Here is a 24,021-nt window from a genome sequence, read left to right on the forward strand (position 1 = left end):
GGAATAAGGCAGGCACCGGCGATCGCGATCACGCATTCAGCACGATGTCGCTGGCCGGAACGGCCTGGCACGCCAGGCACACGCCGGCATCGTCGGGATCCTCGCCGTGCAGGTGCCGGATGCGGCCCGACACGATGGATACCGCGCAGCTTTCGCACTGGCCGACCCGGCACCCGCTGGGCAATGCCAGGCCGAGTCTTTCGGCGAAGCCCAGCAAAGGCCCGTCCGCCGAGCGCCAGGTGCTGGACATGCCGGACCTGGCGAACACCACGTTGAACTGCTGGCCGGTCCCGGCCACCGTCCGTTCGGGGGAGCGGAACACTTCCCGGAAGATGTCGGAGCGGGGCACGCCGCGGGCAGCCAGCGCATCGGCGAAAGCGATCATCATCGGCGCGGGGCCGCACATATAGACGAGGGGGCGCTGGGCAAGCAGGCGTGCCGGGACATGGTCGGCGCTGACGCGTCCGGTTACGTCGTAGTCGACGCCGGGCGCGTCGCATTCCGCCGGACGGTCGTAGAAGTCGACGACTTCCAGCCCCCGGAGGGTTTGCCGTAGTGCCCGGATGCGTGACCGGAATGCATGGGCAAGGCTGTTCTGGTTCGCATAAAGCAGCAGGATCTTCGGCGGATCGGCGAGGCTGGCCAGCGATTCGAGCAGGCAGACGAACGGCGTGATGCCGATCCCGCCGGCCAGCAGCACCAGCGGCCGCCGGGTATGCAGCGGCATGACAAAGGTGCCGGACGGCGCCCGCAGCCAGACCGTATCGCCGGCCGCAAGGCACAGGTTGATATGCGAGGAGGCGCGCCCGAATACGGTCTCGCCGGTTTCCGACACGCCCACCGCGCGGCGCACGGAGATAGAGTAGCCGCGCCGGTCCGGCACGAGGGCCGGGCCGGTGAGCGAATACGAGCGCACGATCTCCTCGCCGGCGGGTGGCACCGTCAGCCTGATCGTCACATGCTGGCCGGGCTGGAAGTCCGGCAGGCCGCCGCCATCGGCGGGTTCCAGAAATACCGACGTGACCTCGCGGGCTTCCTTCACCAGGCTGGCGACGCGGAAGGCGCGATATCCGTCCCACCTGCGCCGCCCCACATCGACGCCGGGATCGCGCTCCACGTTGCAGCGGTAGCCGCGCAGCGGCACGGAGCCGCTGACGGGGTCGATGCTGTCAGCGGCGATCAGGCCGTTGTAGTTGCTGTTGCCCTGTCCCGAGACAGCCAGCGCGGATTGCGCAAGTGCATCGCAGCGCTGCCACCAGCCAAACTCGCCGACCACTACGCGCGGATGCAGGCCTTCCCTGACCTTGGCGATAAACCTTGCGCTGCCGACGGCTGTGCTCACCCGGATCGCATCGCCGCTCGCTATGCCGCGCGCGGCCGCCATCGCGGCAGGGATCTCCGCTTCGGGCTGGAGCGCACGGCGCCTGAGCGAGGGCAGGCCGCGATGCTGGCTGTGGCAGTAGTAGCCGCTCTTGGCCGAGGTCAGCACGAACGGGAAGGCATCGCCCGAAGCGTCCTCCGCATCCACAGGAGACTGGTCCGGGCGTGGCAAGGGCGGATAGCCGTGGCGCAGGAGCTGCTCGGCATACAGCTCCACCAGCCCGGTCGGCGTATTGAAGGCACGATCGCGTGGCCTGCCCGCATACTTACGTTCCACGTCGGCGACCGGCACGCGGATGCCTTCCGGCTGCTCGCGCAACTTGCCCACCGTCAGGCCGCAAGGGGCCAGCATATGATTCCACCCCGCTTCCAGGCTGCCGCCGAAGAAGGCCTCCGACATGCCCAGCCGGACAGCCAGATCGAACACGATGTCGTTGTCCGCGCGCGATTCGCCGCGCGGCGACACCATGCGCTGGCGCAACTGCACCAGTTGTTCGGCCTCGGCGGAGATCTCGAAGCCGATGCGCAGGCCTTCTCGCTCCCACGGTGTGTTGACCGGCAGCAAGACATCGGCGTAGCGGGCGCTGGGTGTCTCGAACAGGTCGCAATGCACGTAGAAGTCCAGGCTGCGCAGGGCGCGCGCGCCGTCTTCTACGTCGGCCTGCGATAGCAGGGGATTGGTGCCAAAGGCGACCAGGGTGCGCACGGCGTAAGGTTGCGCGTGCAGGATGGCCCGATACAGGTCGCGCGCCGTGACCCATCCTTGCGCGGGCGGGCCGAGCGGCCTCGCCTCATAGCCCAGCGCCTTGCGTTTTTGCTCCGGCGGCAGCAGGTCGAAGCTGCTGACGGGATTGTACGGAGGCTTTTGATAAATGCGGTTGCCGCCCTGCTTGTCGAAGCTGCCGGTCAAGGCATAGAGGCAGGCAATCGCCCGGTCCGTCTGGGTCGCATTGTCATGCTGGCCGACGCCGGACCACGCGTGATAGGCCACGCGATCAGCCGCGCCGAACAGGCTGGCCGCATGGCGGATATCCGCCTCCGCCACCCAGGTGAGTGCCGCGGCAACGTCCGCCGGATAGCGGGCGCATTCGCTTGCGTACAGGTCGAAGGCGGGCCGGCAGGCGAGGGTGGGGGGACCCGGCCGGTTGGCATTGCCCACTTCGAACGTCCCCCGCAGCGCGAGCTGCTCGAAATCCCGCCCGGCCAGCGCCGATGACGGCCGGACTTGTCCCGCGCAGGCATCCCATACCAGGCAGGCCTCGCCATCGGCGAGCCCCACGTCGCGGCCCCGCAGCAAGCGCCCGTTGTCGTTGCGGACCAGCAAGGGGCCGTTGGTCCATTGGCGCACGAAGACGAGATCGAACGCATTCGCCTCGATCAGCAGGTTGGCGATTGCCATGGCGAGCACGGCATCCGTCCCCGGCCGCACGCGCAGCCATTGCTCCGCCTGGCCGGCCAGCGCCGTTTCCCTGGGGTCCACCACCAGCAGCTTGGCGCCGGCGGCCCTGCCGGCGCCAATCGCCTCGGCCTGCGCCAGCCAGGTGTTGGTCGGGTTATGGCCCCACAGCACGATGAGGTTGGCGTTGCGGTAGTCCGCGGTCGGCATGCCGCAGCCGAAGGTGAAAGCATGCGCGTAGTCCTTGTGCCAGTTGCAGATTTCCGTGGCATAGCAGGTGTTGGGGCTGCCGAATAGCCGGATAAACCGCTCGATCCAGTCGATGCTGTCGGACAGCGGCGTGCCGCTCGGCGTGGTGACAGCAAACGCAACCGATTCGGCGCCGCCGTCGCGCCGGGCCTGGAGCATCCGCCGCGCCACTTCGGACAAGGCCTCTTCCCACGAAATGCGTTGCCAGCCGGGATCCGCATCGGTCTTGGGGTTGGTCCGCCGCATCGGATGAAGGAGGCGGTCCGCGCTGTGGACCAGTTCCGGCGCCGATTTGCCCTTCATGCACATCGCCTTGCCCGTGGGGTGCGAGGTGTCGGGGCGGACTTCGATCAGCGCATCATTCGCCACCACGTTCACCGTGCCGCATCGTGAGCGGCACAACGTGCAGTAGCCGCGCTTGTCTTCCTTTGTCATGAGTGTCACCGCATCTTGTCTCCTGACCGGATGCTAGCTAGCATGTGGAGGTATTTCTAATTCATAATTTCGACACAGTAATATCGTAAAAATCGATGACACCAACTTTGAAGCAAATGCAGCATTTCGTGGCCATCGCCGAGACCGGGCAGGTGTCGCGTGCCGCACTTCGCTGCCATGTGTCGCAGTCGTCGATGACGGCATCCCTGAAGGCGCTGGAGGAAGCGGTGGGCGCTCAGTTGTTCACGCGCCATGCCGGCGGCGTCCGCCTGACCGACGCCGGCACGCGATTTCTCCGGCATGCGCAGCAGATCGAGGACGCCGTGCTGGACGCGGTGGAAGCCGTGAGCGTTGCCCCGGTGGAGATCGCCGGCACGGTGCGCGTGGGTGTGACAGAGACCATCACGGCCTATGTGCTGCCCGGCTTGCTGGAGTCGATCGAGCGAAAGTTTCCCGGGCTCCGGCTGAAAGTGCTCGAGCGGGAGCGGCATGACATCGAACGCGGCGTCCTGGCCGGCGAGATCGATATTGCCTTGCTGCTGGTCTCGAACCTGCCCGGTCTCGACCACGTCGCTTGCGAAACGCTGCTGCGCTCGCCGCGGCAGCTATGGGGCCATCCCGAGCATCCGCTGATGATGGTGGACCGCATCGGTCTGGCGGACGTGGCACGGCACGACTACATCCTGCTCGACATGGACGAGCATATCGCCACCGTCGGCAAGTACTGGGGGCAATATGGCCTGGCGCCGCAGGTGCGCTACCAGAGTTGCTCGATCGAGGCAGTGCGCAGCCTGGTCGCGGCCGGGCGCGGCATCGCTATCCTGTCCGATCTGGTTTACCGGCCTTGGTCGCTCGAAGGGCAGCGGATCGTGCGGCGCGCGATTGCCGACAAGGTACCGTCGATGGATGTTGGCCTGGTGTGGAAACGCGAGCCCGCCACGCCGGGTAATGTGGTGGCGCTGGCCGACTACCTGCGCAGTGCGTTGAAGGGCAGGGATAAGGCGCGTGCCTGAGGGAGACGAACAAGAGATCCAATTGATCTGCCCGCCTGCGCGGGGCGCATTGCATTTTGTACATCGGAAAGCCGGACGCTGGCAAGCCTCCACAAGGCTGTTGTGCGTTGTGCGCCGACGGTCATGCGGCGCCAGTGGCACCCGGCGGCAAACTTGGCTAGAGTGGGAACCTCATACAGCTTGCGTCATGCATGAGGACATCAATGGAAGCACAGCGCCTGCAGTTCCCGGGAAGTGACGGCCAGCAACTCTCCGCGCGGCTGGACTTGCCCGTTGGCCCGGTCCGGACCTTTGCCTTGTTCGCCCATTGCTTCACATGCGGCAAGGACGTGCTGGCGGCGACGCGCATCGCGCAGGCGCTGACCGCACACGGCATCGCTGTCCTACGCTTCGATTTCACCGGTCTTGGCGGCAGCGGCGGAGACTTCGCCAATACCAATTTCTCGTCCAATGTGGCCGACCTGCTGGCGGCGGCGGACTATCTCCGGCAACAACACCGCGCGCCAGCCCTGCTGATCGGCCATAGCCTGGGCGGCGCGGCCATTCTCAGCGCCGCGCTCGGCATCCCAGAGGCCAAGGCGGTTGTCACCATTGCCGCGCCGAGCGATCCCAGCCATGTCGTCGGCCTGTTCAAGGACCAGGCTGCGCGCATCGAAGCCGACGGCGAGGCCGAGGTCCGTCTTGCCGGGCGCCCGTTCAGGATCAAGCGGCAGTTCATCGAGGATGTGGCCGAGCAGAGACTGCTCGACGGCGTGGCCAGGCTGCGCAAGGCCTTGCTGGTCATGCACGCGCCGCAGGACGATACGGTTGGCATCGACAACGCCACGCAGATCTTCATCGCCGCGAAGCATCCCAAGAGCTTTGTCTCCCTGGATCGCGCCGATCACCTGCTGACGCGCAAGGAAGATGCCGTCTACGTGGCCAACACGATTGCCGCATGGAGCCAGCGCTACCTCGATATCAATGTGGAAGAGGTGCCGGCCGCCGTGGCGGAAGAGGGGCTGGTGCGCGTGGAGGAAAACCACGCCGGCAAGTATCAGCAACGTATCACCGCCGGGCCGCATCACCTGCTTGCCGACGAGCCGGTTTCTTTCGGCGGGCTCAATGGCGGGCCGGCGCCTTACGACCTGCTGCTGGCCGCGCTTGGCGCGTGCACGGCCATGACGATGCGCATGTACGCGGAGCGCAAGGGCTTCCCGCTCGAACACGTGGCCGTGTCCCTGCGCCACGAGAAGATCCACGCGGCCGATTGCGCGGAGTGCTCGACCACCGAAGGCAAGATCGACTGGATCGAACGGGAGATCACCATGCGCGGTCCGCTGGACGAGGCCCAGCGCGCCGCGTTGCTGGAAATCGCGGATAAATGCCCGGTGCACCGAACGCTGCATTCGGAGGTGATGGTGCGGACGCACGAGGCGGAGACGGCGGCCAGTTAGGCAGCGAGGGGCGGCCTGCGCGGCCGCTCCTTTCGGCCCTCAGAGAAGGGTGGTCTCGATCCGCGATGCCGCCTTCAGGAACAGCGTCACCGGCGTACGCTCGCAGATCTCGGCGAGCCGCTTGCGTTCGGCCTCGCCCAGTTCAGCGCCGCTCACCCGGACTTCACGCCGGATGAAGCGTGCCTCGTCCTTGCCCTGGAAGACTGCGGTGACTTCCACGTCCGCCACGGGCCATTGTTTGCGCTGCATATACATCTTCAGCGTGATGGCTGTGCACGATGCCAGCCCGGACAGCACGAAGGCGAAGGGCGGCGGACCCTGGTCGGTGCCGCCCAGCCCGGCGGATTCGTCGCCGACGAGTGCGTGGCTGCCAGCCTGGAGGTGAACGAGGTAGTTGGCGTCGGCCGGGCCGATCCTGGCGGTGGCTTGGGAGTTTGACATGGTATTTCCAAGGGTTGGTTGAGCGGATATTACGCAGATGCGGGCGCGAGGGAAAGGACCGGCCGGCGCCGGCGGATTTGCTTGCCGATGTAACGCCGCCTGGACAGGCTACCCGCCGGCTCGCCCGCGCCTACACTGTAAGCACAGCTTTGAGAGTCGGGGCGAGCATGAATTCAACGCAAATATTGCCGTTGCTGCTGCATTTCGATCAGCATCTCGGTCCCGCCATCGCGCAGTACGGCCTCCTGGTCTACGGCATCCTGTTCGCCATCGTGTTCTGCGAGATAGGCCTGTTGCCGCTGTTCTTCCTGCCGGGCGATCCGCTGCTGTTTATCTGCGGCGCCTTCTGCGCCTCGGGGGCGTTGAAGCTGTGGGTGCTCCTGCCGTTGCTGCTGATCGCCGCGGTCACTGGCAGCCTGCTGAACTACGCCATTGGCAAAGCCATCGGGACACGCGTGTTTGCCGGCGGCTACCGCTGGATCAACCAGGACGCGCTGCGCAAGACGCAGGACTTCTGTCAGCGGCATGGCGGCCTGGCCCTGCTGCTGTCGCCCTTCGTCGCTGTGGTGCGTACCTTCGCGCCCTTTGTCGCGGGCGTGTCCGACATGCCGGTAGCGCGCTTTGTGCTGGCGGCTAGCGCCGGTGCGGCGGTGTGGGTGATCTCGCTGCTGGTCGGTGGCTATCTCTTTGGCAATGTGCCGCTGGTGCGCGACCATATGAGCGCCATCGTGCTGCTCGGTCTCGCGCTCGGCCTGGGTTCGCTGGTGGTGGCGAGTGCATGGCGGGCGGTGCGGGGGCGGCAGGGGGCGCGGGGGTGATACTGTTGGCGGCCGGTTGCGCTTTGCCCGGAATAGCGATGCCTTCGGTCTAGGGGGGCGCCTGCGGGCAGGAAAGCGGGAACCGTCCCGCAAGGAGGGGAGCCCGGGAGGGCGGCCCCGAGGCGCCGGGCGCGTTCGCCTGGCCAGCTGCGCTCCGACAGGAAGTGACGCTTATCCGGTCCGATTCGCAATTGCCTCACAACCTTCATCGTTTTGTCATCAGCACCACCCAGAATGCGCTCACTGTTGATGCAAGGAGAGTGGGATGACGCATGCGATTGAAGTGCGCGGCCTGTCCAAGTCGTTCCAGGCGGGACGCAAGGCGCTGGATAATGTTGGCCTTGCCGTTGCGCCCGGTGAGATGGTTGCCCTGCTGGGCGCCTCGGGCTCGGGCAAGTCCACATTGCTGCGCCATGTAGCGGGTTTTGTCGCAGCCGATGCGGCTGGCGCTGGCGAGGTGCTGGTCAACGGCCGCACCATCCAGCAAGGCGGCCGGCTGGCCCCCGATGTGCGCGGCGCGCGCGCCGAGATCGGGTTTGTGTTCCAGCAGTTCAATCTGGTGGGACGCCTGCCGGTGATCACGAACGTGCTGACCGGCATGCTGCCGCGCGTTCCGCTGTGGCGCAGCCTGATCCGCTTTTTCCGTAACGAAGAGATCGACGCCGGGCTCGATGCGCTTGCCCAGGTTGGTATAGACGACTATGCGTTTCAGCGGGCCTCGACGTTGTCCGGCGGCCAGCAGCAGCGCGCGGCGATCGCCCGCACGCTGGTGCAGAACGCGCGGGTGATCCTGGCCGACGAGCCGATCGCTTCGCTGGATCCCGAATCGGCGCGGCGCGTCATGGAGTTGCTGGCGCAGATCAACCGCACGCGCAAGGTGGCGGTGGTGGTGTCGCTGCACCAGGTGGACGTGGCAATGCGCTATTGCCCGCGCGTGGTGGCGCTGCGGCATGGCAAGGTGGTCTACGACGGCCCCTCGGCGGCGCTGACGCCGGGCATGCTGCGAGACCTCTACGGCACCGAAGCCGCCGAACTGCTGCCCGACGGCGCAGGGCTGGATGCGGCGGCTCCCGCCATGATGCCCGGCGGCCTCGCCGCAGCCTGATTTCCCGGATTTTTTGACAAGTTTTTCCGCAAGCACCCCCAACAAGGCTTTTCCCCGGAGTTCCCTTATGCTGCGCAGAACCCTTTTTGCCCTGATCGTCACGAGCGCCGCGGGCGCGCTGTCGTTTCCCGCTTTCGCCCAGGAGGGCAAAGTCCTCAACATGGGTTTTATCTCGACGGAGACTTCGTCCAACCTGAAATCCGCCTGGCAGCCCGTGGTCGATGACCTGAGCAAGCAGCTGGGCGTACAGGTGAAGCCGTTCTTCACTTCCGACTACGCCGGCATCATCGAAGCCATGCGCTTCAACAAAGTGCAGATCGCCTGGTTTGGCAACAAGTCCGCCATCGAGGCGGTGGACCGAGCCAACGGCGAGGTCTTCGCTTCGGTGATCGACAAGGATGGCAACCCCGGCTACTGGTCGCTGCTGATTGTCAACAAGGATAGCGACCTGAAGACGCTTGACGATGTGCTCAAGCAAGGCAAGTCGCTGAGCTATGGCGCCGGCGATCCGAACTCCACCTCCGGCACCGCCGTGCCCGGCCACTACCTGTGGGCTGCCCACAAGATCGAGCCGAAGACGTTCTTCAAGACGGTGCGCGTGAGCAATCACGAGACCAACCTACTGTCGGTGCTGAACAAGCAGGTCGACGTGGCGGTGAACAACACCGAGAACATGGAGCGCTACCGCATCAATACCGGCAAGAACGCCTATGATCAGGTGCGCGTGCTGTGGAAGTCGCCGCTGATCCCGGCGGACCCGCTGGTCTACCGCAAGGACCTGTCGGCCGACGTCAAGGCCAAGGTCAAGACCTTCTTCGTCAACTACGGCAAGGGCGCCGATGCCGCGCGCGAGAAGGAAAACCTGGCCAAGCTGACGTATCAGGGCTTCCGCGCTTCCAACGACGCGCAACTGGTGCCGATCCGCCAGATCGAGCTCGCCCGCGAAAAGACCAAGATCGAGACCGATACCACGCTGGCCGCCGCCGACAAGGAAAAACGCCTTGCCGACCTGAGCAGCAAGCTGGCTGAACTCGACAAGATCGCCGCCAGCGCGCAGTAAGCGCAAAGCAGTCCGCCGGGCGCGATCGCGCGGCCCGTCCCGATGCTTGGGGCGGGCCGCCACGTATCCGCTGCTGCGGCGTGCTGCCCTTGCTGGTTGCTACTGCCGCTTCATCGTAATTGCCGCTGTACCCACCGTTGTCTTTGCCTCCCCCATGCTGCCTTCCGTCAACACCGCCATGCCTCCAGCCACTCCGTCTCGCGCCGGCCGCCCGCCGCGGGCCAGCCTGCCAGTCCTGTTCGTCTGGGCGGTGGTGCTCGCCTTGCTGGCCATGTCGTGGCAGGGCGCCGACATGCGCCCGTTTGACCTGTGGAAGGATTCCGGCAATATGGCGAAATTCGCCGCCGACTTCTTTCCGCCCAGCTTCCGCGACTGGCGCATCTACCTGGACGAGATGCTGGTGACCGTGCAGATCGCGATCTGGGGCACCTTCCTGTCCATTGTGTTTGCCGTGCCGCTGGGCCTGGCGTGTTCTTCGAACATCGTGCCCGCCTGGGTCTACCAGCCGATGCGGCGCGTGATGGATGCCTGCCGCGCCATCAACGAGATGGTGTTCGCCATGCTGTTTATCGTGGCGGTGGGGCTGGGGCCGTTCGCCGGCGTGCTGGCTCTCTGGGTGCACACCACCGGCGTGCTCGCCAAGCTCTTTTCGGAAGCGGTGGAGGCGATCGATCCGCGCCCGGTCGAAGGCGTGCGCGCCACCGGCGCCAGCGCGATCGAGGAGATTGTCTATGGCGTGATTCCCCAGGTGTTGCCACTGTGGATCTCGTACGCGCTGTACCGTTTTGAATCCAACGTGCGTTCGGCCACGGTGCTGGGCATCGTCGGCGCGGGTGGCATCGGTACCGTGCTGTGGGAGATCATCCGCAGCTTCCAGTATGCCGAGACCTGCGCGGTGATCATCATCATCGTCGGCTTTGTCACGGTCATCGATTTGCTGTCGGCGCGCATCCGCAAGGCGCTTGTGTGACGCGGGCATCAGCCCGCCTCGTATGCCAGCCACTCAAGCAAGCCACCACCCCTGAATCTTCATGACCATCCTGCGCCGCATCGAAATACTCTTCTCAGGCCACGGCACCGCCTTCTACGGCGGTGAGGCCATCACGCAGACCGAGCACGCGCTGCAATGCGCGCAACTCGCCGAGCAGGCCGGCGATCCCGAATCGCTGATCGTGGCCAGCCTGCTGCACGATCTTGGCCATCTCGTGATGTCCGAGGACGGCACCACCGACATGCGGCACCAGGAGGTGGGCGCCGATCTGCTGGCGGTCGGGTTCGGGCCCGCCGTGACCGAGCCGGTGCGCCTGCACGTGGCGGCCAAGCGCTACCTGTGCGCCATCGATCCGGGCTACCAGGCAACGTTGTCGCCAGCCTCGCTGCACAGCCTCGCCTTGCAGGGCGGCCCCTACGATGCGGCGCAAGCCGAAGCCTTCGTCGCGCATCCGCATGGCCCGGACGCGGTGCGCCTGCGCCGCTACGACGATCTGGCCAAGGTCGTGGGCCTTGCCACGCCGCCGCTGGAGCACTACCTTCCGATGGTGTCGCGCTGCATCCGGCGCATTTCCTGAACTACCGATCCATGAACGACCAGGAAGGAAGCCGGGGAGCTGGCGGCCTGGCCCTGCGCGAAGTCACCGGCACCGACACCGAACTCGTGCAGGTGGCCGCCTTGCTGTCCGAGATGGATGGCGAGGCACCGCTGCCACTGCCCCGCATGCGCGCGTTGTTTGCGCAACTGAAGGCAATGCCGGACTATCGCTGCTACCTGATGCTGGCGGATTCCGGCGAACCGCTTGGCACGTTCTGCCTGCTGATATTCCCGGTGCTGGCGCATGACGGGCGCAGCGAGGCTATCGTAGAAAGCGTGGTGGTGGCCCGCACCGCGCGCGGCACCGGCGTGGGTTCGGCCATGATGCGCGCGGCCATGCGGCTGGCCGAGGAGGCGGGCGCCGCCAAGCTGGCGCTTTCGTCCAGCGCCAGGCGCCTGCAGGCCCATCAGTTCTATCGGCGGCTCGGTTTTACCGAGCACGGCATCAGTTTTAGCATCGGGTTGCCGGTGGCGGCTTAGCCGGACGGCTTGCCGCGCGGCGGCGACGTCCGGGATCAGGATCGCCCGGCCACCGTCAGCCCGGTCTTCCCCCCATGTCCCCCCTCGCGCGTCAGCCGCAGCAACGCCTGCGCTGCCGTCTCCAGTGCGCCGCTGTTGTCGATCACCGTCAGCCTGCAGCCAGCCGGCACCGCGAACGGTTCGCCGGCGCGCTGCAGGCGCCGGACGATGGCTTGCTCGTCCTCGCGGCCACGCAGGCGCAGGCGCTCTCCCAGTACCTGCAGGCGCACGCTGATCTGTACCGCGTGCAGGGCGGGGTAGCGGGCGTGGGCGGCGGCGAGGTGTTCGCGTGAGCCGTTGACGACCACGCTCAGGCCTTGCGCCAGCCAGGCGTCGAGTTCGATGCCGATGCCGTAGCACAGGCCGTGGCTGCGCCAGTGCAGCGCGAAGCCGTGTTGCGCGGCGCACCGCTCGAACTCGGCCTGGGTGATCGCGATGCTGGCTTCGTCGGCGCTGCTGGCGCGGGTGATGTAGCGCTGTGCTATCCGTACGCGCCCATTGTCCTGCAGCTTGTCGCGCAAGACGCGCAGCAAGGAGTCTTTGCCGCTGCCGGAGGGGCCCATCAGGTAGATCAGGCGGCTTCCGCCGGCGGCTTGAGCCGGTGCCGCGGGCATGTCGGCCCGGGCGGCGGTGCCTGTTGCCTGGGTATTCATGCCGTGGTTTCCAGCAGGGCCGCGCCGGCGGCGTCGGTGATGCTGCCGTCGAAGCCGTAGTGGCGCGCCGCCATGAAGGGCGCAACCGGTGCCGGCTGCACGAACAGGCTGACATCGCGTACTGGCATCGGCGCTTGCAGGAGCGTGCCGCTGGCGGCTTGCAGCATGGCGATGGCTTCGGCTTGTTCGGCTTCGTCCAGCATGCCGGTCAGCGTGATGTGGAATATGAAGGTTTCGAATGCGTAGGGGTAGCCCCAGGCGTCCAGCATGCGCCGGGACTCCGCGCTGAGTTGCGCGGGTTTGCGGCGGGCAAGTTCGGCGCTGCTGGGCGGCGCGCGGAAGTCGTCCAGTTCCCGTACAGCGGCGTCCGCCAGGGCGTGCATGCGCGCATTGGCGCTCGCGTCGCCGCCCAGGCACCAGGCCAGGAAGCCGCGCAGGTTTTGCAGGGCGAGCGGAACGGCGAAGGGCTGGCGGTCCAGGGCGAAGGCGCGCATGGCGGCGTCGAGCCCGGCTGGCGTTTGGCTGTCCGCAAGGCGGAACGGTGCCTTGAGCGTGGCATGCAGGCCATAGTGGGCGGGTGCTTCGGTCCAGCAGGCAATGCGGGCATCCTCCCGCGCGGGGCGTGCGATGGCTGCGCCCGTGTCGGCGCAGCGGCCCAGCCACTGCGCGCCCACCTGCCGGAACGGCGCGGCGGGATTGAGGTAGATGGCGTAGCGATAGGCCCGGGACATTGGGTTTGGTACGGTGCTTGGTATCATGGGAAACGGTCAGGCGGCGCGCCGTTCGTCGCCGGACAACACCAGCGGGAAGGCGCGGGTGGCGTGCCGCAACACGCCGCCGACGATGGCGGCGCAGACTTGCGGCAGGGCGGGATCGCGGTCGTCGACGATGATGGCGTCGGCGCGCAGGCCGGGGCCCAGCGTGCCGCGGTCGTTCATGCCGGCGGCGCGCGCGGGGTTGCGCGAGACCAGGTTCCAGGCGGCCGGCAGCGGCAGCACGCCGAGCTGCGCCAGCCGGAACGCCGCTTGCAGCGGCGCGGGGTAGTAGTAGTCGGAGGCCAGTACGTCGCACAGCCCGGCGGCGATCATCTCGGTGGCGTCCGGGGCCCCGGTGTGGCTGCCGCCGCGGATCACATTGGGTGCGCCGAATACGGTGTGGTTGCGCAGGGCACGGGCGGCGCGGGCCACGTCGACGGTGAGCGGAAATTCCGCCACCGTGCAACCTTGCTGGTGATAGCCCTGGCGCGTGGTGGCATCGCCGTCGTCGTGCGATGCCACCTGCAGGCCGGCGGCGCGGGCGGCGGCAATCAGCCGGGCCACGCCGGCGGGCACGGCGCCGGCCTGCGCGGCGGCCTGTTCCAGCCGTTGGCGGAAGGTGGCTGGGTCGCATTCCGCGCGGTCCGCGTACTGCGCCAGCTTGCGGGCGTCGTGCATGCGGGTCGCCATCAGCGGCAGGTGGTCGTTGATGGCGACGAAGCGCACTTTGCCTGAATCGATCCAGTCCAGGGCTGTCTCCAGCCCGGCCAGGTGGTGCGCCTCGAAGCGCAGGTGCACGTGGTGCTGCGCGCCCAGCGTGCCGCGCATGCGTTCCAGGCCGTCGAACATGCGTTGGGCGTACGCCTCGCCGCGCAAACCGCCTTCCCACGACAGCGTCACGCCATGCAGTTCGGTGGTGATGCCATGCGCGAGCAACTGGCGATCCACGTCGAACAGCGCGCTGGTGTACGGGAAGCTAACGCCGGGCCGCGGCATCACCGCGCGCTCGAAGGCGTCGCCGTGGATGTCCACGATGCCGGGCAGCACCAGCAGGTCGCCCGCATCGAGGGCGGCTCCCGGCGTACTGGCGGGCCCCGCCAGGCAACCATCGCGGAAGGCGAAGGCGGCCGGGGCGATGCCGTTGGCGGTCAGGACGCGCCGGCCGCGCAGGCCGGCGAGGGTGGGGTGATATGCGTGATTGGTATCCATGCTGGCGACCTTAGCGCGGGCAGATGACAAGCGGATGTCTAGACCAATTGCGGTGCGATTCGTGCATTGGCAGATTGTGTCGTTGCATCGCCGCCTGCGCAACCCGCGGCGACGCTATCGTGTCCCGGTATGCGATTGCCACCAGTGCTGCACGCCATACCGGAAGTAAGCAATTTGCGGGCCGGCCGATGTCCGGCCCATGTTCCGTCCATCCCTGTGGCGCGAAGATCATGGCCGGTGCCGCCTAGTCCTGGTCGGCCACGGTCAGTTGCACCCAGTCGCCGGCGAAACGCACCACGCTGTATTGCAGCGGCACGCCTTCCGGGTCGACATTGAGCGCTTCCACCTGCAGGATCGGCCGGGTCTTGGGCTGGTTGAGCTGGCGGGCCACCGGCGCGGTCGGCATGGCCGCGGTGATGCGCGACCATTTGCGCGTGTAGTCGGTGATGCCGTAATGGGCGAACGCCTTGGAGATGGACTGGCGCGCGCGCAACTGTTCATCCATGTCGGGAAAGCGGGCGGCATCGAAGTAATGATCGGCGACGTCGATGGTGCGGGCTTCGGCCTTGCCCAGCATCTGCACGCGCAGGATGGGGGCGCTGCGCGCCAGCCCCAGGTGCTTGGCGATCTCGGGCGCACGCAGCGTTTGCGATTCGAGCACTTCGATGTGCCCGCGCATGCCCTGGCTGGCCAGGTTCTGCGAGAAACGGGTACGGCGCCCGATGGCGTAGTCGATCGCGTGCTCCTGCACGAACGTGCCCCTGCCTTGCTCGATGCGTACCAGGCCGTTCTGCTCCAGTTCGCCCATGGCGCGGCGGATGGTGTGGCGATTGACGGCGAACCGGCTGGCCAGCTCCGGCTCGGGCGGCAGCCGCTCGCCCGGCATGTAGAGCTTGTTGCGGATGTCGAGCGCCAGGGCTTCGCCGATCTGGCGCCATACCGCAACTCCCGAACCGCGTTCGACTTCCTGTTCCACCATCCTGTCCTGCCTTTTCGTCATCCTGCGTTAATCATTGGCGTGCTTCAATGGAATGCGATTGTGCCTCAACCGCGCAATGCGGTGCGTAGAACCAAACAACGTCGCCAGGCGTCATCAAAGCTTCATCTGGCTATGTTGTAGTTCGGCCATGGATGGTATTCTACATCCAAACGTATAGACGTATAGGGGATGTGAAATGGATCGAACGGATACCGGATCCGGCACGCAGCCAGCGGCGGCGGCCCAGGAACAGGCCGGCCAGGCGGCCCGCGCCGCATGGCTGCGCGTGCTGGCCCTGGCGGACCCGGAAGCCTTGGAGCAGGCCGTTGGCCGCCTCGGCGCGCTGCCGGCGTATCGCCTGCTGCGCAAGCCGGAAAGCGGCATGGCGATGGTGCGAGGGCGCGCCGGCGGCACCGGTGCGCAGTTCAACCTGGGCGAAGTCAGCGTAACGCGCTGCGCGGTAACGCTGGAGCCGGGCGTGGTGGGCGTGGGCTACGTGCAGGGCCGTACACACCGCCAGGCGGAGCAGATCGCCGTGCTGGATGCCCTGTTGCAGCTTCCAGGCTGGCACGAGCGCGTGCAGGCCGAAGTGGTCGCGCCGCTGGCCGGGGAGCGCGCGGCGCGCGGCGAACACGAGGCCGCGGTAGCAGCACAGACAAAAGTTGAATTTTTTACCATGGTGCGTGGAGAGGATTGAGATGCCAGGCCAACCGATTGCCGCCCAGGCGGCTGGATACGACAACGCGCCTGCGGGCCGCCAGGCGCCGATGCTCTTGCCCGGCTTCGACGATGCGGTGCAGTCGGCGCAGCGGACCTTCCGCGCCGCGCTGGACGCCATGTCACACCCCGGCACCATCGGCGAGCTGGCCGAGCCGTGCGGCGTGCCGCCGGGCCTGTCGCCTGCGCTGAGCGCGCTGCTGCTGGCGCTGGCCGATAGCGATACGCCCGTGTGGCTGCCGCCGCAAACGCCCGAGGGCGTGCGCGCCTTCCTGCGTTTCCATTGCGGCTGCCCGCTGGTGGCCGAAGTGGGGCAGGCCACCTTCGTGGCGGTGCCGGCCGGCCATGCCGTGCCGGATCTCGCGGCGTGCGCCCAGGGCGATCCGGCTTATCCGGACCGCTCCGCCACGCTGTTGCTCGAAGTGGAGTCGCTGTGCGATGGCCCTGCCGTCACGCTGCGCGGCCCCGGCATCGAGCGCCAGGCGACGCTTGCCGTGCAAGGCTTGCCGGGCGGTTTCTGGACCCAGTGGCAAGCCAACCATGCGCGTTTCCCGCTCGGCGTGGATGTGCTCCTGACCGGTGCCAGCCGCCTGTGCGCGCTGCCGCGCACCACCCAAGCGGAGGCTTGATATGTACGTTGCCGTCAAAGGGGGCGAACGCGCCATCCTCAACTCCTATCGCATGCTGGACGACTACCGCCGCGGCGACCGCGCCGTGCCTGAGCTGACGCTGGCGCAGGTGCGCGAGCAGATGCCGCTGGCCGTGTCGCGCGTGATGGCCGAGGGCTCGCTGTACGACCCGCACCTGGCCGCGCTGGCCATCAAGCAGGCCGCGGGCGACCTGATTGAAGCCGTGTTCCTGCTGCGCGCCTATCGCACCACCTTGCCGCGTTTCGGCTATTCGGTGGCGCTCGATACCGGCGCCATGCGCTTGCGGCGCCGGATCTCGTCCACCTTCAAGGACGTGCCGGGCGGGCAGGTGCTGGGCCCGACCTACGATTACACCCAGCGCTTGCTGGACTTCACGCTGGAGGCCGAGCGCGAGAATACGCCGTTGCCGCCGGCGGCGTCCACGCTGGACGCGCGCATGCCCCGCGTGACCGACCTGCTGCGCCAGGAATCGCTGATCGAGCCGGAGACGGTGCCCCCGCTCGATCCCGCGCCGCCCGACCTGACGCGCGAACCCCTGGAACTGCCCGCCGCCCGTCCGGCGCGCTTGCAGAACCTGGCACGCGCCGATGAAGGTTTCTTGTTGTCGATGGGCTACTCGACCCAGCGCGGCTACGGCAACTCACACCCGTTCGCGGCGGAGATCCGCTACGGCGCGGTGGAGGTCGAACTGTTCGTGGAAGAGCTGGGATTTGCCGTGACCATCGGCGAGATCGAGGTCACCGAATGCCAGATGGTGAGCCAGTTTGCCGGCAACGCGCAGGATGGACCGAGCTTTACGCGCGGCTATGGCCTGGTGTTCGGCTACGGCGAGCGCAAGGCAATGTCGATGGCGCTGGCCGACCGCGCGATGCGCGCCGCCGAACTGGGCGAAGCGGCCGACGCGCCCGCCAATGACGTGGAGTTCATGCTCTACCACAGCGACAACGTGGAAGCCTCCGGCTTCGTGCAGCATCTGAAGCTGCCGCACTACGTGGATTTCCAGACCAATCTCGAACTGCTGCGCCGGCTGCGCGCCGAGCGCGGGCAGGGCGTCCCCGCACCGGCGCCGGTGCCGCCGGAGAACGACACCGCCGCCATCGCTCAAGCCCCGTCGCAGGAGGCCATCGCATCATGAACGACACCAATGCCAACGCCGTCGTGCGCGACGAACATTACAACTTCGGCTATCTCGACGAGTCCACCAAGCGCATGCTGCGCCGCGCGCTGCTCAAGGCGGTGGCGATCCCCGGCTACCAGGTGCCGTTCGGCAGCCGCGAGATGCCGCTGCCATACGGGTGGGGCACCGGCGGTATTCAGGTCACGGCCTCCATCATCGGCAGCGACGACGTGCTCAAGGTGATCGACCAGGGCTCGGACGACACCACCAACGCCATCAATATCCGCCGCTTCTTCGGCCGCGTCACCGGCGTGCAGACCACCGAACGCACCGCGCAAGCCTCCATTGTGCAGACCCGCCACCGGATTCCGGAAACGCCGCTGGCCCAGGGCCAGGTCATGGTGTTCCAGGTACCGATCCCGGAGCCGCTGCGCTGGCTGGAGCCGAGCGAGACCGAGACCCGCACCATGCATGCGCTGGCGGAATACGGCGCCATGCATGTCAAGCTGTACGAGGACATCGCGCGCCATGGACGCATCGCCACCACCTACGACTACCCCGTGATGGTCAACGAGCGCTACATGATGCGGCCGTCGCCCATCCCCAAGTTCGACAATCCCAAGCTGGACCGCAGCCCGGCGCTGATGCTGTTCGGCGCGGGGCGCGAGAAGCGGGTCTATGCGGTGCCGCCCTACACCAGCGTCAAGAGCCTGGATTTCGACGACCATCCCTTCGCCGTCGAAACGTGGTCGGGCTGCTGCGAACTGTGCGGCGCCACCGACAGCTATCTCGATGAAATCATCACCGACGACGCGGGCGGCCGCATGTTCGTCTGCTCCGATACCGAGTACTGCGCCACGCGACAGGAACAAGGTGAAACCGGCGCCAACGCCAGCAAGGAGGCCGCATGAGCCGCACCGATCCGCACCAGCCGCTGTTGTCCGTGCGCGGCCTGACCCGCACCTGGGACGGCGTGCACGGCTGCCACGATGTCAGCTTCGATCTCTTTCCCGGCGAAGTGCTGTGCGTGGTGGGCGAATCCGGCTCCGGCAAGAGCACCTTGCTGCAGGCGGTTTCCTGGCAGGCCGCGCCGGAGTCCGGCAGCGTGCGCTACGACATCCGCGAGCAAGGGCTGGTTGACCTCGCCACGCTGTCCGATGCCCGTCTGCGCCTGCTGGCGCGCACCGACTGGGGCTTCGTGCGCCAGAACGCGCGCGATGGCCTGCGCATGCGCGTGAGCGCCGGCGCCAATATCGCCGAGCGCCTGATGGCGGTGGGCGGACGCCACTACGGCGAACTGCGCGAGGTCGCCGGCACGTGGATGGAGAAGATGGAGCTTGACCTGGGGCGCCTGGACAACGCGCCGGCGAGCTTCTCGGGCGGCATGCAGCAGCGCCTGCAGATCGCCCGCAACTTGGTGACGCATCCGCGCCTGGTGTTCATGGACGAGCCCACCGCCTCGCTCGATGTCTCCGTGCAGGCCCGTCTGCTCGACCTGTTGCGCCGGCTGGTGGCGGACCTTGGCCTCGCCGCAATCATTGTGACCCACGACCTGGCCGTGGCACGCCTGCTGGCGCACCGCACGCTGGTGATGCAAGGCGGGCGCGTGGTGGAAAGCGGCCTGACCGACCAGATCCTCGACGACCCGCACCATCCGTACACCCAATTGCTGGTGTCTTCCATCCTGCAGAGCTGACCATGACGCAAGACTCCAACAGCCATCAAGGCAAAGCCGATAGCAATACCGTCGACGCCGCCGGTGCCAGCCGCATCCAGGTGCGCGGCCTCGGCAAGACCTTCGTCCTGCATAACCAGGGCGGCACGCGCCTGCCCGTGCTGCAGGCCATCGACTTCGACGCCGCCGCCGGCGAGTGCCTGGTGCTGGCCGGCAGTTCGGGCGCGGGCAAGAGCACGCTGCTGCGCTGCCTGTACGGCAACTACCTGGCCACCGAAGGCAGCATCCGCATCCGCGACGGCCACGACTGGGTGGAACTGACCCGCGCGCCTGAGCAGCGCATCCTGCAACTGCGCCGCGAGGTGATCGGCTATGTCAGCCAGTTCCTCCACGTGATCCCGCGCGTTAGCACGCTCGACGTGGTGGCCGAGCCGCTGCAGCAGCGCGGCGCCGGCGCCGGCGCCGATGAAGCGCGCGAGCGCGCGGCGACGCTGCTGGCGCGGCTGCAGGTGCCGGGCCGTCTGTGGAGCCTCCCGCCGGCGACGTTCTCGGGCGGCGAGCAGCAGCGCGTGAACATCGCGCGCGGGTTGATCGGCGGTCATCCGGTACTGTTGCTCGACGAGCCGACCGCCTCGCTCGATGCCGACAACCGCGCCGTGGTGGTGGCGCTGATTCGCGAGGCGCTGGCCGAGGGCCGTTGCCTGGTCGGCATCTTCCACGACGAAGCGGTGCGCGATGCCGTGGCCACCCGGTTGCTGCCCTTGCACCCGCCCGCCGTCACCGAGGCCGCGCCTGCTGGCAAGCTTGCCGCCGTGGCTGGCTGAGCCGATTCGTTGTTGCTTTTATCCGTTTCCAATCGTTTCCGGAACCGACCATGCTTCCTGCCTACCTGACCCATGCGCGGATCGTCCTGCCCGACGGCGTGCTCCCCGACAGCGCACTGCTGATCGAGAATGGCCTGATCGCGGCCATCGAGCCGGATGCCGCCGCCGTGCCGCGCGCCACCCAGGTGATCGACCTGCGCGGCCAGACCCTGATGCCCGGCCTGATCGACCTGCATTGCGATGCGATCGAGAAAGAAGCCGAACCGCGCTCGCGCGTGATGTTCCCGCTCGATTTCGCTGTGGCGCAGGTCGACCGCCGCAACGCCGCTGCCGGCATCACCACGCCCTATCATGCGGTGTCGTTCGCCAGCAATACGTTCGGCGTGCGCAACTACGACACCGCCGACGCCCTGGTGCGCGCCGTCACGGCTTTCCGTGATCACAGCCTGGTGGATAACCGTGTCCATTGCCGCTACGAGGTCACCGATGCCAGCGCGCTGCCCGTGCTGGAGCAACTGATGGAGGCCGGCGTGGTGGACCTGGTCTCCGTGATGGACCACTCGCCCGGCCAGGGCCAGTTCAAGACGCTCGAAGCGTACCTGGCCTACATGATGGGCAACCACGCCATGAGCCGCGAAGAAGCCCGCGCCGCCGCCGACAAGAAACTGGTGGAGCAGCATGGCGCGCTGGATCGCGTGGAACGCCTGCTGGCGCTGGCCGCGCGGATGGGCATTCCCGCCGCCAGCCACGACGACGATTCGGTCGAGCGCATTACCACCATGCAGGCGCTGGGTGTGCGCATGAGCGAGTTCCCGATCAACCTGGAGACCGCGCAGGCGGCCAAGGCGCAAGGGCTGCCGACCATTCTCGGCGCGCCCAATGTGCTGCGCGGCCAGAGCCAGAGCGGTTCGATGCGCGCCATCGACGCCATCCGCGCCGGCGTGGCGGATTGCCTTTGTTCGGACTACCAGCCATCCACGCTGATTGCGGCGGCCTTCGCCGCCGAGCGGCAGGCGGACCTGAGCCTGCCGCGGGCTGCCGCGCTGGTCAGCGCCAACCCGGCGGCGGCCTGCGGGCTGTCCGACCGCGGCCGCATCGCGGCCGGGCTGCGTGCCGACCTGGTGGCGGTGGCAACGGTGGCGGGCCAGCCGCTGGTGACGCATACGTGGTCAGCGGGCCGCCTGGTGTTTGCCGCACGGTATCCGGCAGGCGTCATGAGTTCCGACAGCGCCGGCGTCGTCCGGATTCCAGCTTCTGCAGAGGAAGGGCGCGCAGCCGCGTGACGCTGCCTCCGGCCATATCGGAGGCTGGAACGGGGCCGGGCGAGGCCGGACGGCAGCGCCCTAGCGGCTGGAGGCGCGAGCGGTGGCGCGGGGGGCGGCGTGCCAGTCGCCCGGTATGTCGGGGAAGATCTCGCACTCGCCGCGCACGATCAGTTCCACCGTTGCGCATACGCCTTTGACGCCGCGCGGGCCGACGCAGACCAGGCTGTGAGGGTGCTCTGAATGATTGGGAATGGCGTACACGCGCATCCCCTCCTGATACAGGGGATGGGCGGGCAGCCTGGCGTTCAGCATCTCGACAAAACGCAAGGGGCTTACGACTGGCTTTTCCATCGTGCTCTCCCATGGAGCATGGGCGTAACCTCCGGCGGGCGCCGGATGGCCAGAAAGTGCGGGGAGGACGGAAGGCGGGAATCCCTCCGGCCGTGATATCTGCACAAACCAAGGATGTGGTCCGGGCGCCGCGGCGGGCGCGGAATGCGGCGCGATAGCCGCTCGTCGCGGTTCTCGAAGCAGGGGTCCACTTGGTAAGGTTAGGCGATCTGCCGGCGGGTTCAAGCTTGCCAATGGCATGAAAGGCCGGGTGGGACGAGGCCGCCACTCCGGGCTGCGGCAGGCCGCCGGAATGCGGATCGGGACGCCCGCGCCTGCCTTTGTGCATGGTCCGGCGCATCAGGGCACCATCCCCGGCGCCGGCTAGTCGGGAAGGCCGTTTGCCGTGCTGAGGTATATTGCACGGATGCCAGTCTCCGGGACGCCTCGGTTGCCATTCCCCGCGCCCCGGGTCTTGGTCATGAATATTTAGCCGGGCCCGCGCGATGGCGCGCCCCTTACCGAATTCCTTCCCGCATGAACGTTACGCCAACCCTTGCCGCAGCCGGTGCTGCTTCCATTTCCGCGTCCGTTGCCACGCTGCTCGCGCACTACGATGCCGCCATCCTGCCGCTATGGAACGGTCCGGGCTGGAATGCCGCCATGCAACTGCCCTATGAGGCGCTGTCGGCCACCGATCGCCAGCCGCTGCCGGTGGCGCGCTATCGCGCCATGGCATGCGCGCGCCAGCTTTATGTGTTTTCCCGGTGTGAGGGCGCCGACGCGGCCGCCCACGCCGCGCGGCTGTTCGCGTCGCTGCGCGGCCGTTTTGCCGATGGCGAGTACGGCGGCTTCGTCTACAGCATCGATGCGCACGGCCAGCCGCTCGATAGCACCAAGGATTTGTACACCCACGCCTTCGTGGTCTTCGCTTGCGCGGCGTATTTCAAGCGGACGGGCAGCCCCGAGGCGCGCGCCTTGCTGGACGGCACGGCGCGGCTGATCGAGCAGCGTTTCGGCATGGCGGACGGCCTCTACCACGCCGGGCTTGCGCAAGACTTCAGCCCTGCCGGCGGCACGCCACTGCAAAACCCGATCATGCACCTGACCGAGGCTTACCTGGCGGCTTACGAGGTCTCGGCGGACCATTTTTACGCGGACCGGCTGGCGGGCATTGCCGCAGCCATGCTGGCCAGCTTTGTCGATCCGGCCAGCGGTTGCATCACCGAGTTGCCGTTGACGACGGACATCGCCGGCAACCGGATCGAGCCCGGACACCAGTTCGAGTGGTTTTCGCTGCTCGCTTCGGCGCCGTCCCTGTTCGACGGCTCGCCGCTCAGCCAGGCGCTGACGCGGGCCTTCGACTTCGCCCTGGGGCACGGTGTCGATACCGGCACCATGGGCGTGGCGGCGGCGCTGAACCTGGATGGCTCGGTGCGCGACCCGCTCCAGCGGATCTGGGCGCAGACCGAATTCGCGCGGGCGCTGGTGGTGCGTGGCGATCGCATTGCGCTCGCACACCTGCAGGCATGGCTGCAATCATTCCCGGCGCGTTTTCTCCACGCGGGCGGCTGGTACGAATGCCTGTCGGCGCAGGGCAAGGTGGAGCGGGCCGAGATGCCTTCGACCACGCCTTACCACCTTGCCACCGCTTACCAGGCGCTGGCACATTCCACTGCCGGCTAGCTGGCGGCAGGGCTGAGCAGGCGGTCGAATTCGTTGCGCACGATGCGGTAGGACTCGCCGGAGAAGCCTTCCAGCCCGGCGCGGTCGATGACGGTGATATGGCCACGGCTGTGGCTGATCATGCGCAGTTCCGCCAGCTTGCCCACGGCTTCGGTGACGCCCTCGCGGCGCACGCCAAGCATGTCGGCGATGGTCTGCTGGGTGACATCCAGCTCGTTGCAGGGCGAACGGTCCAGCGCCAGCAGCAGCCAGCGGCACAACTGGGTGGTCAGCGAATGATGGCGGATGCAGACCGCCGTTTGCGAAACCTGCGTGAGCAGCGCCTGCATATAGAGCAGGGCCATGCGCTGCAGCATGGGCAGCTCGGGGTAGATGGCGCGCAGGTCGCCGGCGGCCACGCGGTAGCCGCATCCGCTACTGCGTACCTCGATGCGGTTGGGCATGGTCTCGCCGCCGGTCAGCGCGGGCAGACCTACCATCCCCTCGCGGCCCACCGAGGCCAGTTCGATGGTAGCGCCGCTTTCCTGCAGGGACATCATCGAGATCACCGCGGTGCTCGGGAAGTAAAGATGCCGGATGCGTTGGCCGGAGTCGCTCAACAGTTGCCCCGTGCGCAGGTTGACGCTATCCAGCCGCGGAATGAGCAGGCGGCGCTCGCGCTGCGGCAGTGCGCCCAGCAAATGATTGCCGGACAGGTCCAGTTCTGTGTCGGTCATCCCAT

The 24,021-nt window shown here is 67.4% G+C and carries 24 protein-coding genes; 16 read left to right on the forward strand and 8 right to left on the reverse strand.

Annotated elements, in window-relative coordinates:
- Positions 1-28 precede the first annotated feature (28 nt).
- Complete coding sequence (locus tag ACZY0R_RS16045) at positions 29-3,460, reverse strand: molybdopterin-dependent oxidoreductase (protein WP_488859310.1); 3,432 nt, start codon at positions 3,458-3,460, stop codon at positions 29-31.
- Between the two features lie 95 nt (positions 3,461-3,555).
- Between ACZY0R_RS16045 and ACZY0R_RS16050 the strand changes: the two genes are divergently transcribed.
- Complete coding sequence (locus ACZY0R_RS16050; RefSeq protein WP_488859311.1) at positions 3,556-4,473, forward strand: LysR family transcriptional regulator; 918 nt, start codon at positions 3,556-3,558, stop codon at positions 4,471-4,473.
- Between the two features lie 203 nt (positions 4,474-4,676).
- Positions 4,677-5,909, forward strand: a complete 1,233-nt coding sequence (locus tag ACZY0R_RS16055) for a bifunctional alpha/beta hydrolase/OsmC family protein (protein WP_488859312.1) — start codon at positions 4,677-4,679, stop codon at positions 5,907-5,909.
- Positions 5,910-5,948: 39 nt separating this feature from the next.
- Here ACZY0R_RS16055 and ACZY0R_RS16060 read toward each other — a convergent pair whose 3' ends face one another.
- Positions 5,949-6,350 carry an OsmC family protein gene (locus ACZY0R_RS16060; protein WP_045240538.1) on the reverse strand — a complete coding sequence of 134 codons (402 nt, stop codon included), beginning with the start codon at positions 6,348-6,350 and terminating at the stop codon, positions 5,949-5,951.
- Positions 6,351-6,517: 167 nt separating this feature from the next.
- Here ACZY0R_RS16060 and ACZY0R_RS16065 point away from each other — a divergent pair, with 167 nt between their 5' ends.
- From ACZY0R_RS16065 to ACZY0R_RS16090, 6 genes are all read left to right on the forward strand, one after another.
- Complete coding sequence (locus tag ACZY0R_RS16065) at positions 6,518-7,168, forward strand: VTT domain-containing protein (RefSeq protein WP_488859313.1); 651 nt, start codon at positions 6,518-6,520, stop codon at positions 7,166-7,168.
- A 265-nt stretch (positions 7,169-7,433) separates the two neighbouring features.
- Positions 7,434-8,273: a phosphonate ABC transporter ATP-binding protein gene (phnC, locus tag ACZY0R_RS16070; RefSeq protein ID WP_488859314.1), complete on the forward strand. Its 840-nt coding sequence runs from the start codon at positions 7,434-7,436 to the stop codon at positions 8,271-8,273.
- 67 nt (positions 8,274-8,340) lie between these two features.
- Positions 8,341-9,333: a phosphonate ABC transporter substrate-binding protein gene (phnD, locus tag ACZY0R_RS16075; RefSeq protein ID WP_488859315.1), complete on the forward strand. Its 993-nt coding sequence runs from the start codon at positions 8,341-8,343 to the stop codon at positions 9,331-9,333.
- 178 nt (positions 9,334-9,511) lie between these two features.
- The gene (gene phnE, locus ACZY0R_RS16080) at positions 9,512-10,303 is read left to right on the forward strand and encodes a phosphonate ABC transporter, permease protein PhnE (RefSeq protein WP_035860758.1); all 792 of its coding nucleotides are present in this window, start codon (positions 9,512-9,514) and stop codon (positions 10,301-10,303) included.
- 61 nt (positions 10,304-10,364) lie between these two features.
- Positions 10,365-10,901 carry a phosphonate degradation HD-domain oxygenase gene (locus tag ACZY0R_RS16085; protein WP_045240534.1) on the forward strand — a complete coding sequence of 179 codons (537 nt, stop codon included), beginning with the start codon at positions 10,365-10,367 and terminating at the stop codon, positions 10,899-10,901.
- A gap of 11 nt (positions 10,902-10,912) precedes the next feature.
- Positions 10,913-11,401 (forward strand): GNAT family N-acetyltransferase, encoded by a 489-nt coding sequence (locus ACZY0R_RS16090; RefSeq protein ID WP_045240533.1) that lies wholly within the window; start codon positions 10,913-10,915, stop codon positions 11,399-11,401.
- A gap of 35 nt (positions 11,402-11,436) precedes the next feature.
- Here the strand turns inward: ACZY0R_RS16090 and phnN are convergent, their stop codons facing one another.
- The 4 genes from phnN to phnF all read right to left on the reverse strand — a co-directional run bounded on the left by phnN (position 11,437) and on the right by phnF (position 15,036).
- Complete coding sequence (gene phnN, locus ACZY0R_RS16095) at positions 11,437-12,054, reverse strand: phosphonate metabolism protein/1,5-bisphosphokinase (PRPP-forming) PhnN (protein WP_488859735.1); 618 nt, start codon at positions 12,052-12,054, stop codon at positions 11,437-11,439.
- A gap of 35 nt (positions 12,055-12,089) precedes the next feature.
- On the reverse strand, positions 12,090-12,824 hold the full coding sequence (locus ACZY0R_RS16100) for a DUF1045 domain-containing protein (RefSeq protein ID WP_488859316.1): 735 nt from the start codon (positions 12,822-12,824) through the stop codon (positions 12,090-12,092).
- A 36-nt stretch (positions 12,825-12,860) separates the two neighbouring features.
- Positions 12,861-14,057: an alpha-D-ribose 1-methylphosphonate 5-triphosphate diphosphatase gene (locus ACZY0R_RS16105; protein ID WP_488859317.1), complete on the reverse strand. Its 1,197-nt coding sequence runs from the start codon at positions 14,055-14,057 to the stop codon at positions 12,861-12,863.
- Between the two features lie 244 nt (positions 14,058-14,301).
- Positions 14,302-15,036, reverse strand: a complete 735-nt coding sequence (gene phnF / locus ACZY0R_RS16110; RefSeq protein ID WP_488859737.1) for a phosphonate metabolism transcriptional regulator PhnF — start codon at positions 15,034-15,036, stop codon at positions 14,302-14,304.
- 196 nt (positions 15,037-15,232) lie between these two features.
- Here phnF and phnG point away from each other — a divergent pair, with 196 nt between their 5' ends.
- The 7 genes from phnG (at position 15,233) to ACZY0R_RS16145 (ending at position 21,302) form a co-directional block, all read left to right on the forward strand.
- The gene (phnG, locus tag ACZY0R_RS16115; protein ID WP_488859318.1) at positions 15,233-15,733 is read left to right on the forward strand and encodes a phosphonate C-P lyase system protein PhnG; all 501 of its coding nucleotides are present in this window, start codon (positions 15,233-15,235) and stop codon (positions 15,731-15,733) included.
- Between the two features lie 70 nt (positions 15,734-15,803).
- Positions 15,804-16,382: a phosphonate C-P lyase system protein PhnH gene (gene phnH / locus ACZY0R_RS16120; protein ID WP_488859739.1), complete on the forward strand. Its 579-nt coding sequence runs from the start codon at positions 15,804-15,806 to the stop codon at positions 16,380-16,382.
- A gap of 1 nt (position 16,383) precedes the next feature.
- Positions 16,384-17,538, forward strand: a complete 1,155-nt coding sequence (locus ACZY0R_RS16125; RefSeq protein WP_488859319.1) for a carbon-phosphorus lyase complex subunit — start codon at positions 16,384-16,386, stop codon at positions 17,536-17,538.
- A complete protein-coding gene (locus ACZY0R_RS16130; RefSeq protein WP_488859320.1) occupies positions 17,535-18,431 on the forward strand; it encodes an alpha-D-ribose 1-methylphosphonate 5-phosphate C-P-lyase PhnJ in 897 nt (298 codons plus the stop codon). The genes ACZY0R_RS16125 and ACZY0R_RS16130 overlap by 4 nt, the downstream gene beginning before the upstream one ends.
- Positions 18,428-19,216 carry a phosphonate C-P lyase system protein PhnK gene (phnK, locus tag ACZY0R_RS16135; protein ID WP_488859321.1) on the forward strand — a complete coding sequence of 263 codons (789 nt, stop codon included), beginning with the start codon at positions 18,428-18,430 and terminating at the stop codon, positions 19,214-19,216. Before ACZY0R_RS16130 ends, phnK begins: the two co-directional genes overlap by 4 nt.
- Before the next feature lie 2 nt (positions 19,217-19,218).
- Positions 19,219-20,019: a phosphonate C-P lyase system protein PhnL gene (gene phnL, locus ACZY0R_RS16140; RefSeq protein ID WP_488859322.1), complete on the forward strand. Its 801-nt coding sequence runs from the start codon at positions 19,219-19,221 to the stop codon at positions 20,017-20,019.
- Between the two features lie 50 nt (positions 20,020-20,069).
- The gene (locus ACZY0R_RS16145) at positions 20,070-21,302 is read left to right on the forward strand and encodes an alpha-D-ribose 1-methylphosphonate 5-triphosphate diphosphatase (protein ID WP_488859323.1); all 1,233 of its coding nucleotides are present in this window, start codon (positions 20,070-20,072) and stop codon (positions 21,300-21,302) included.
- 60 nt (positions 21,303-21,362) lie between these two features.
- Here the strand turns inward: ACZY0R_RS16145 and ACZY0R_RS16150 are convergent, their stop codons facing one another.
- Positions 21,363-21,635, reverse strand: coding sequence for a hypothetical protein (locus ACZY0R_RS16150; protein ID WP_035860708.1), 273 nt, complete (start codon positions 21,633-21,635; stop codon positions 21,363-21,365).
- Positions 21,636-22,151: 516 nt separating this feature from the next.
- Here ACZY0R_RS16150 and ACZY0R_RS16155 point away from each other — a divergent pair.
- Positions 22,152-23,300, forward strand: coding sequence for an AGE family epimerase/isomerase (locus tag ACZY0R_RS16155; RefSeq protein WP_488859324.1), 1,149 nt, complete (start codon positions 22,152-22,154; stop codon positions 23,298-23,300).
- Here the strand turns inward: ACZY0R_RS16155 and ACZY0R_RS16160 are convergent.
- Positions 23,297-24,016, reverse strand: coding sequence for a Crp/Fnr family transcriptional regulator (locus ACZY0R_RS16160; RefSeq protein WP_488859325.1), 720 nt, complete (start codon positions 24,014-24,016; stop codon positions 23,297-23,299). The genes ACZY0R_RS16155 and ACZY0R_RS16160 overlap by 4 nt on opposite strands.
- Positions 24,017-24,021 lie beyond the last annotated feature (5 nt).

This window comes from Cupriavidus sp. F041 (assembly GCF_057814235.1).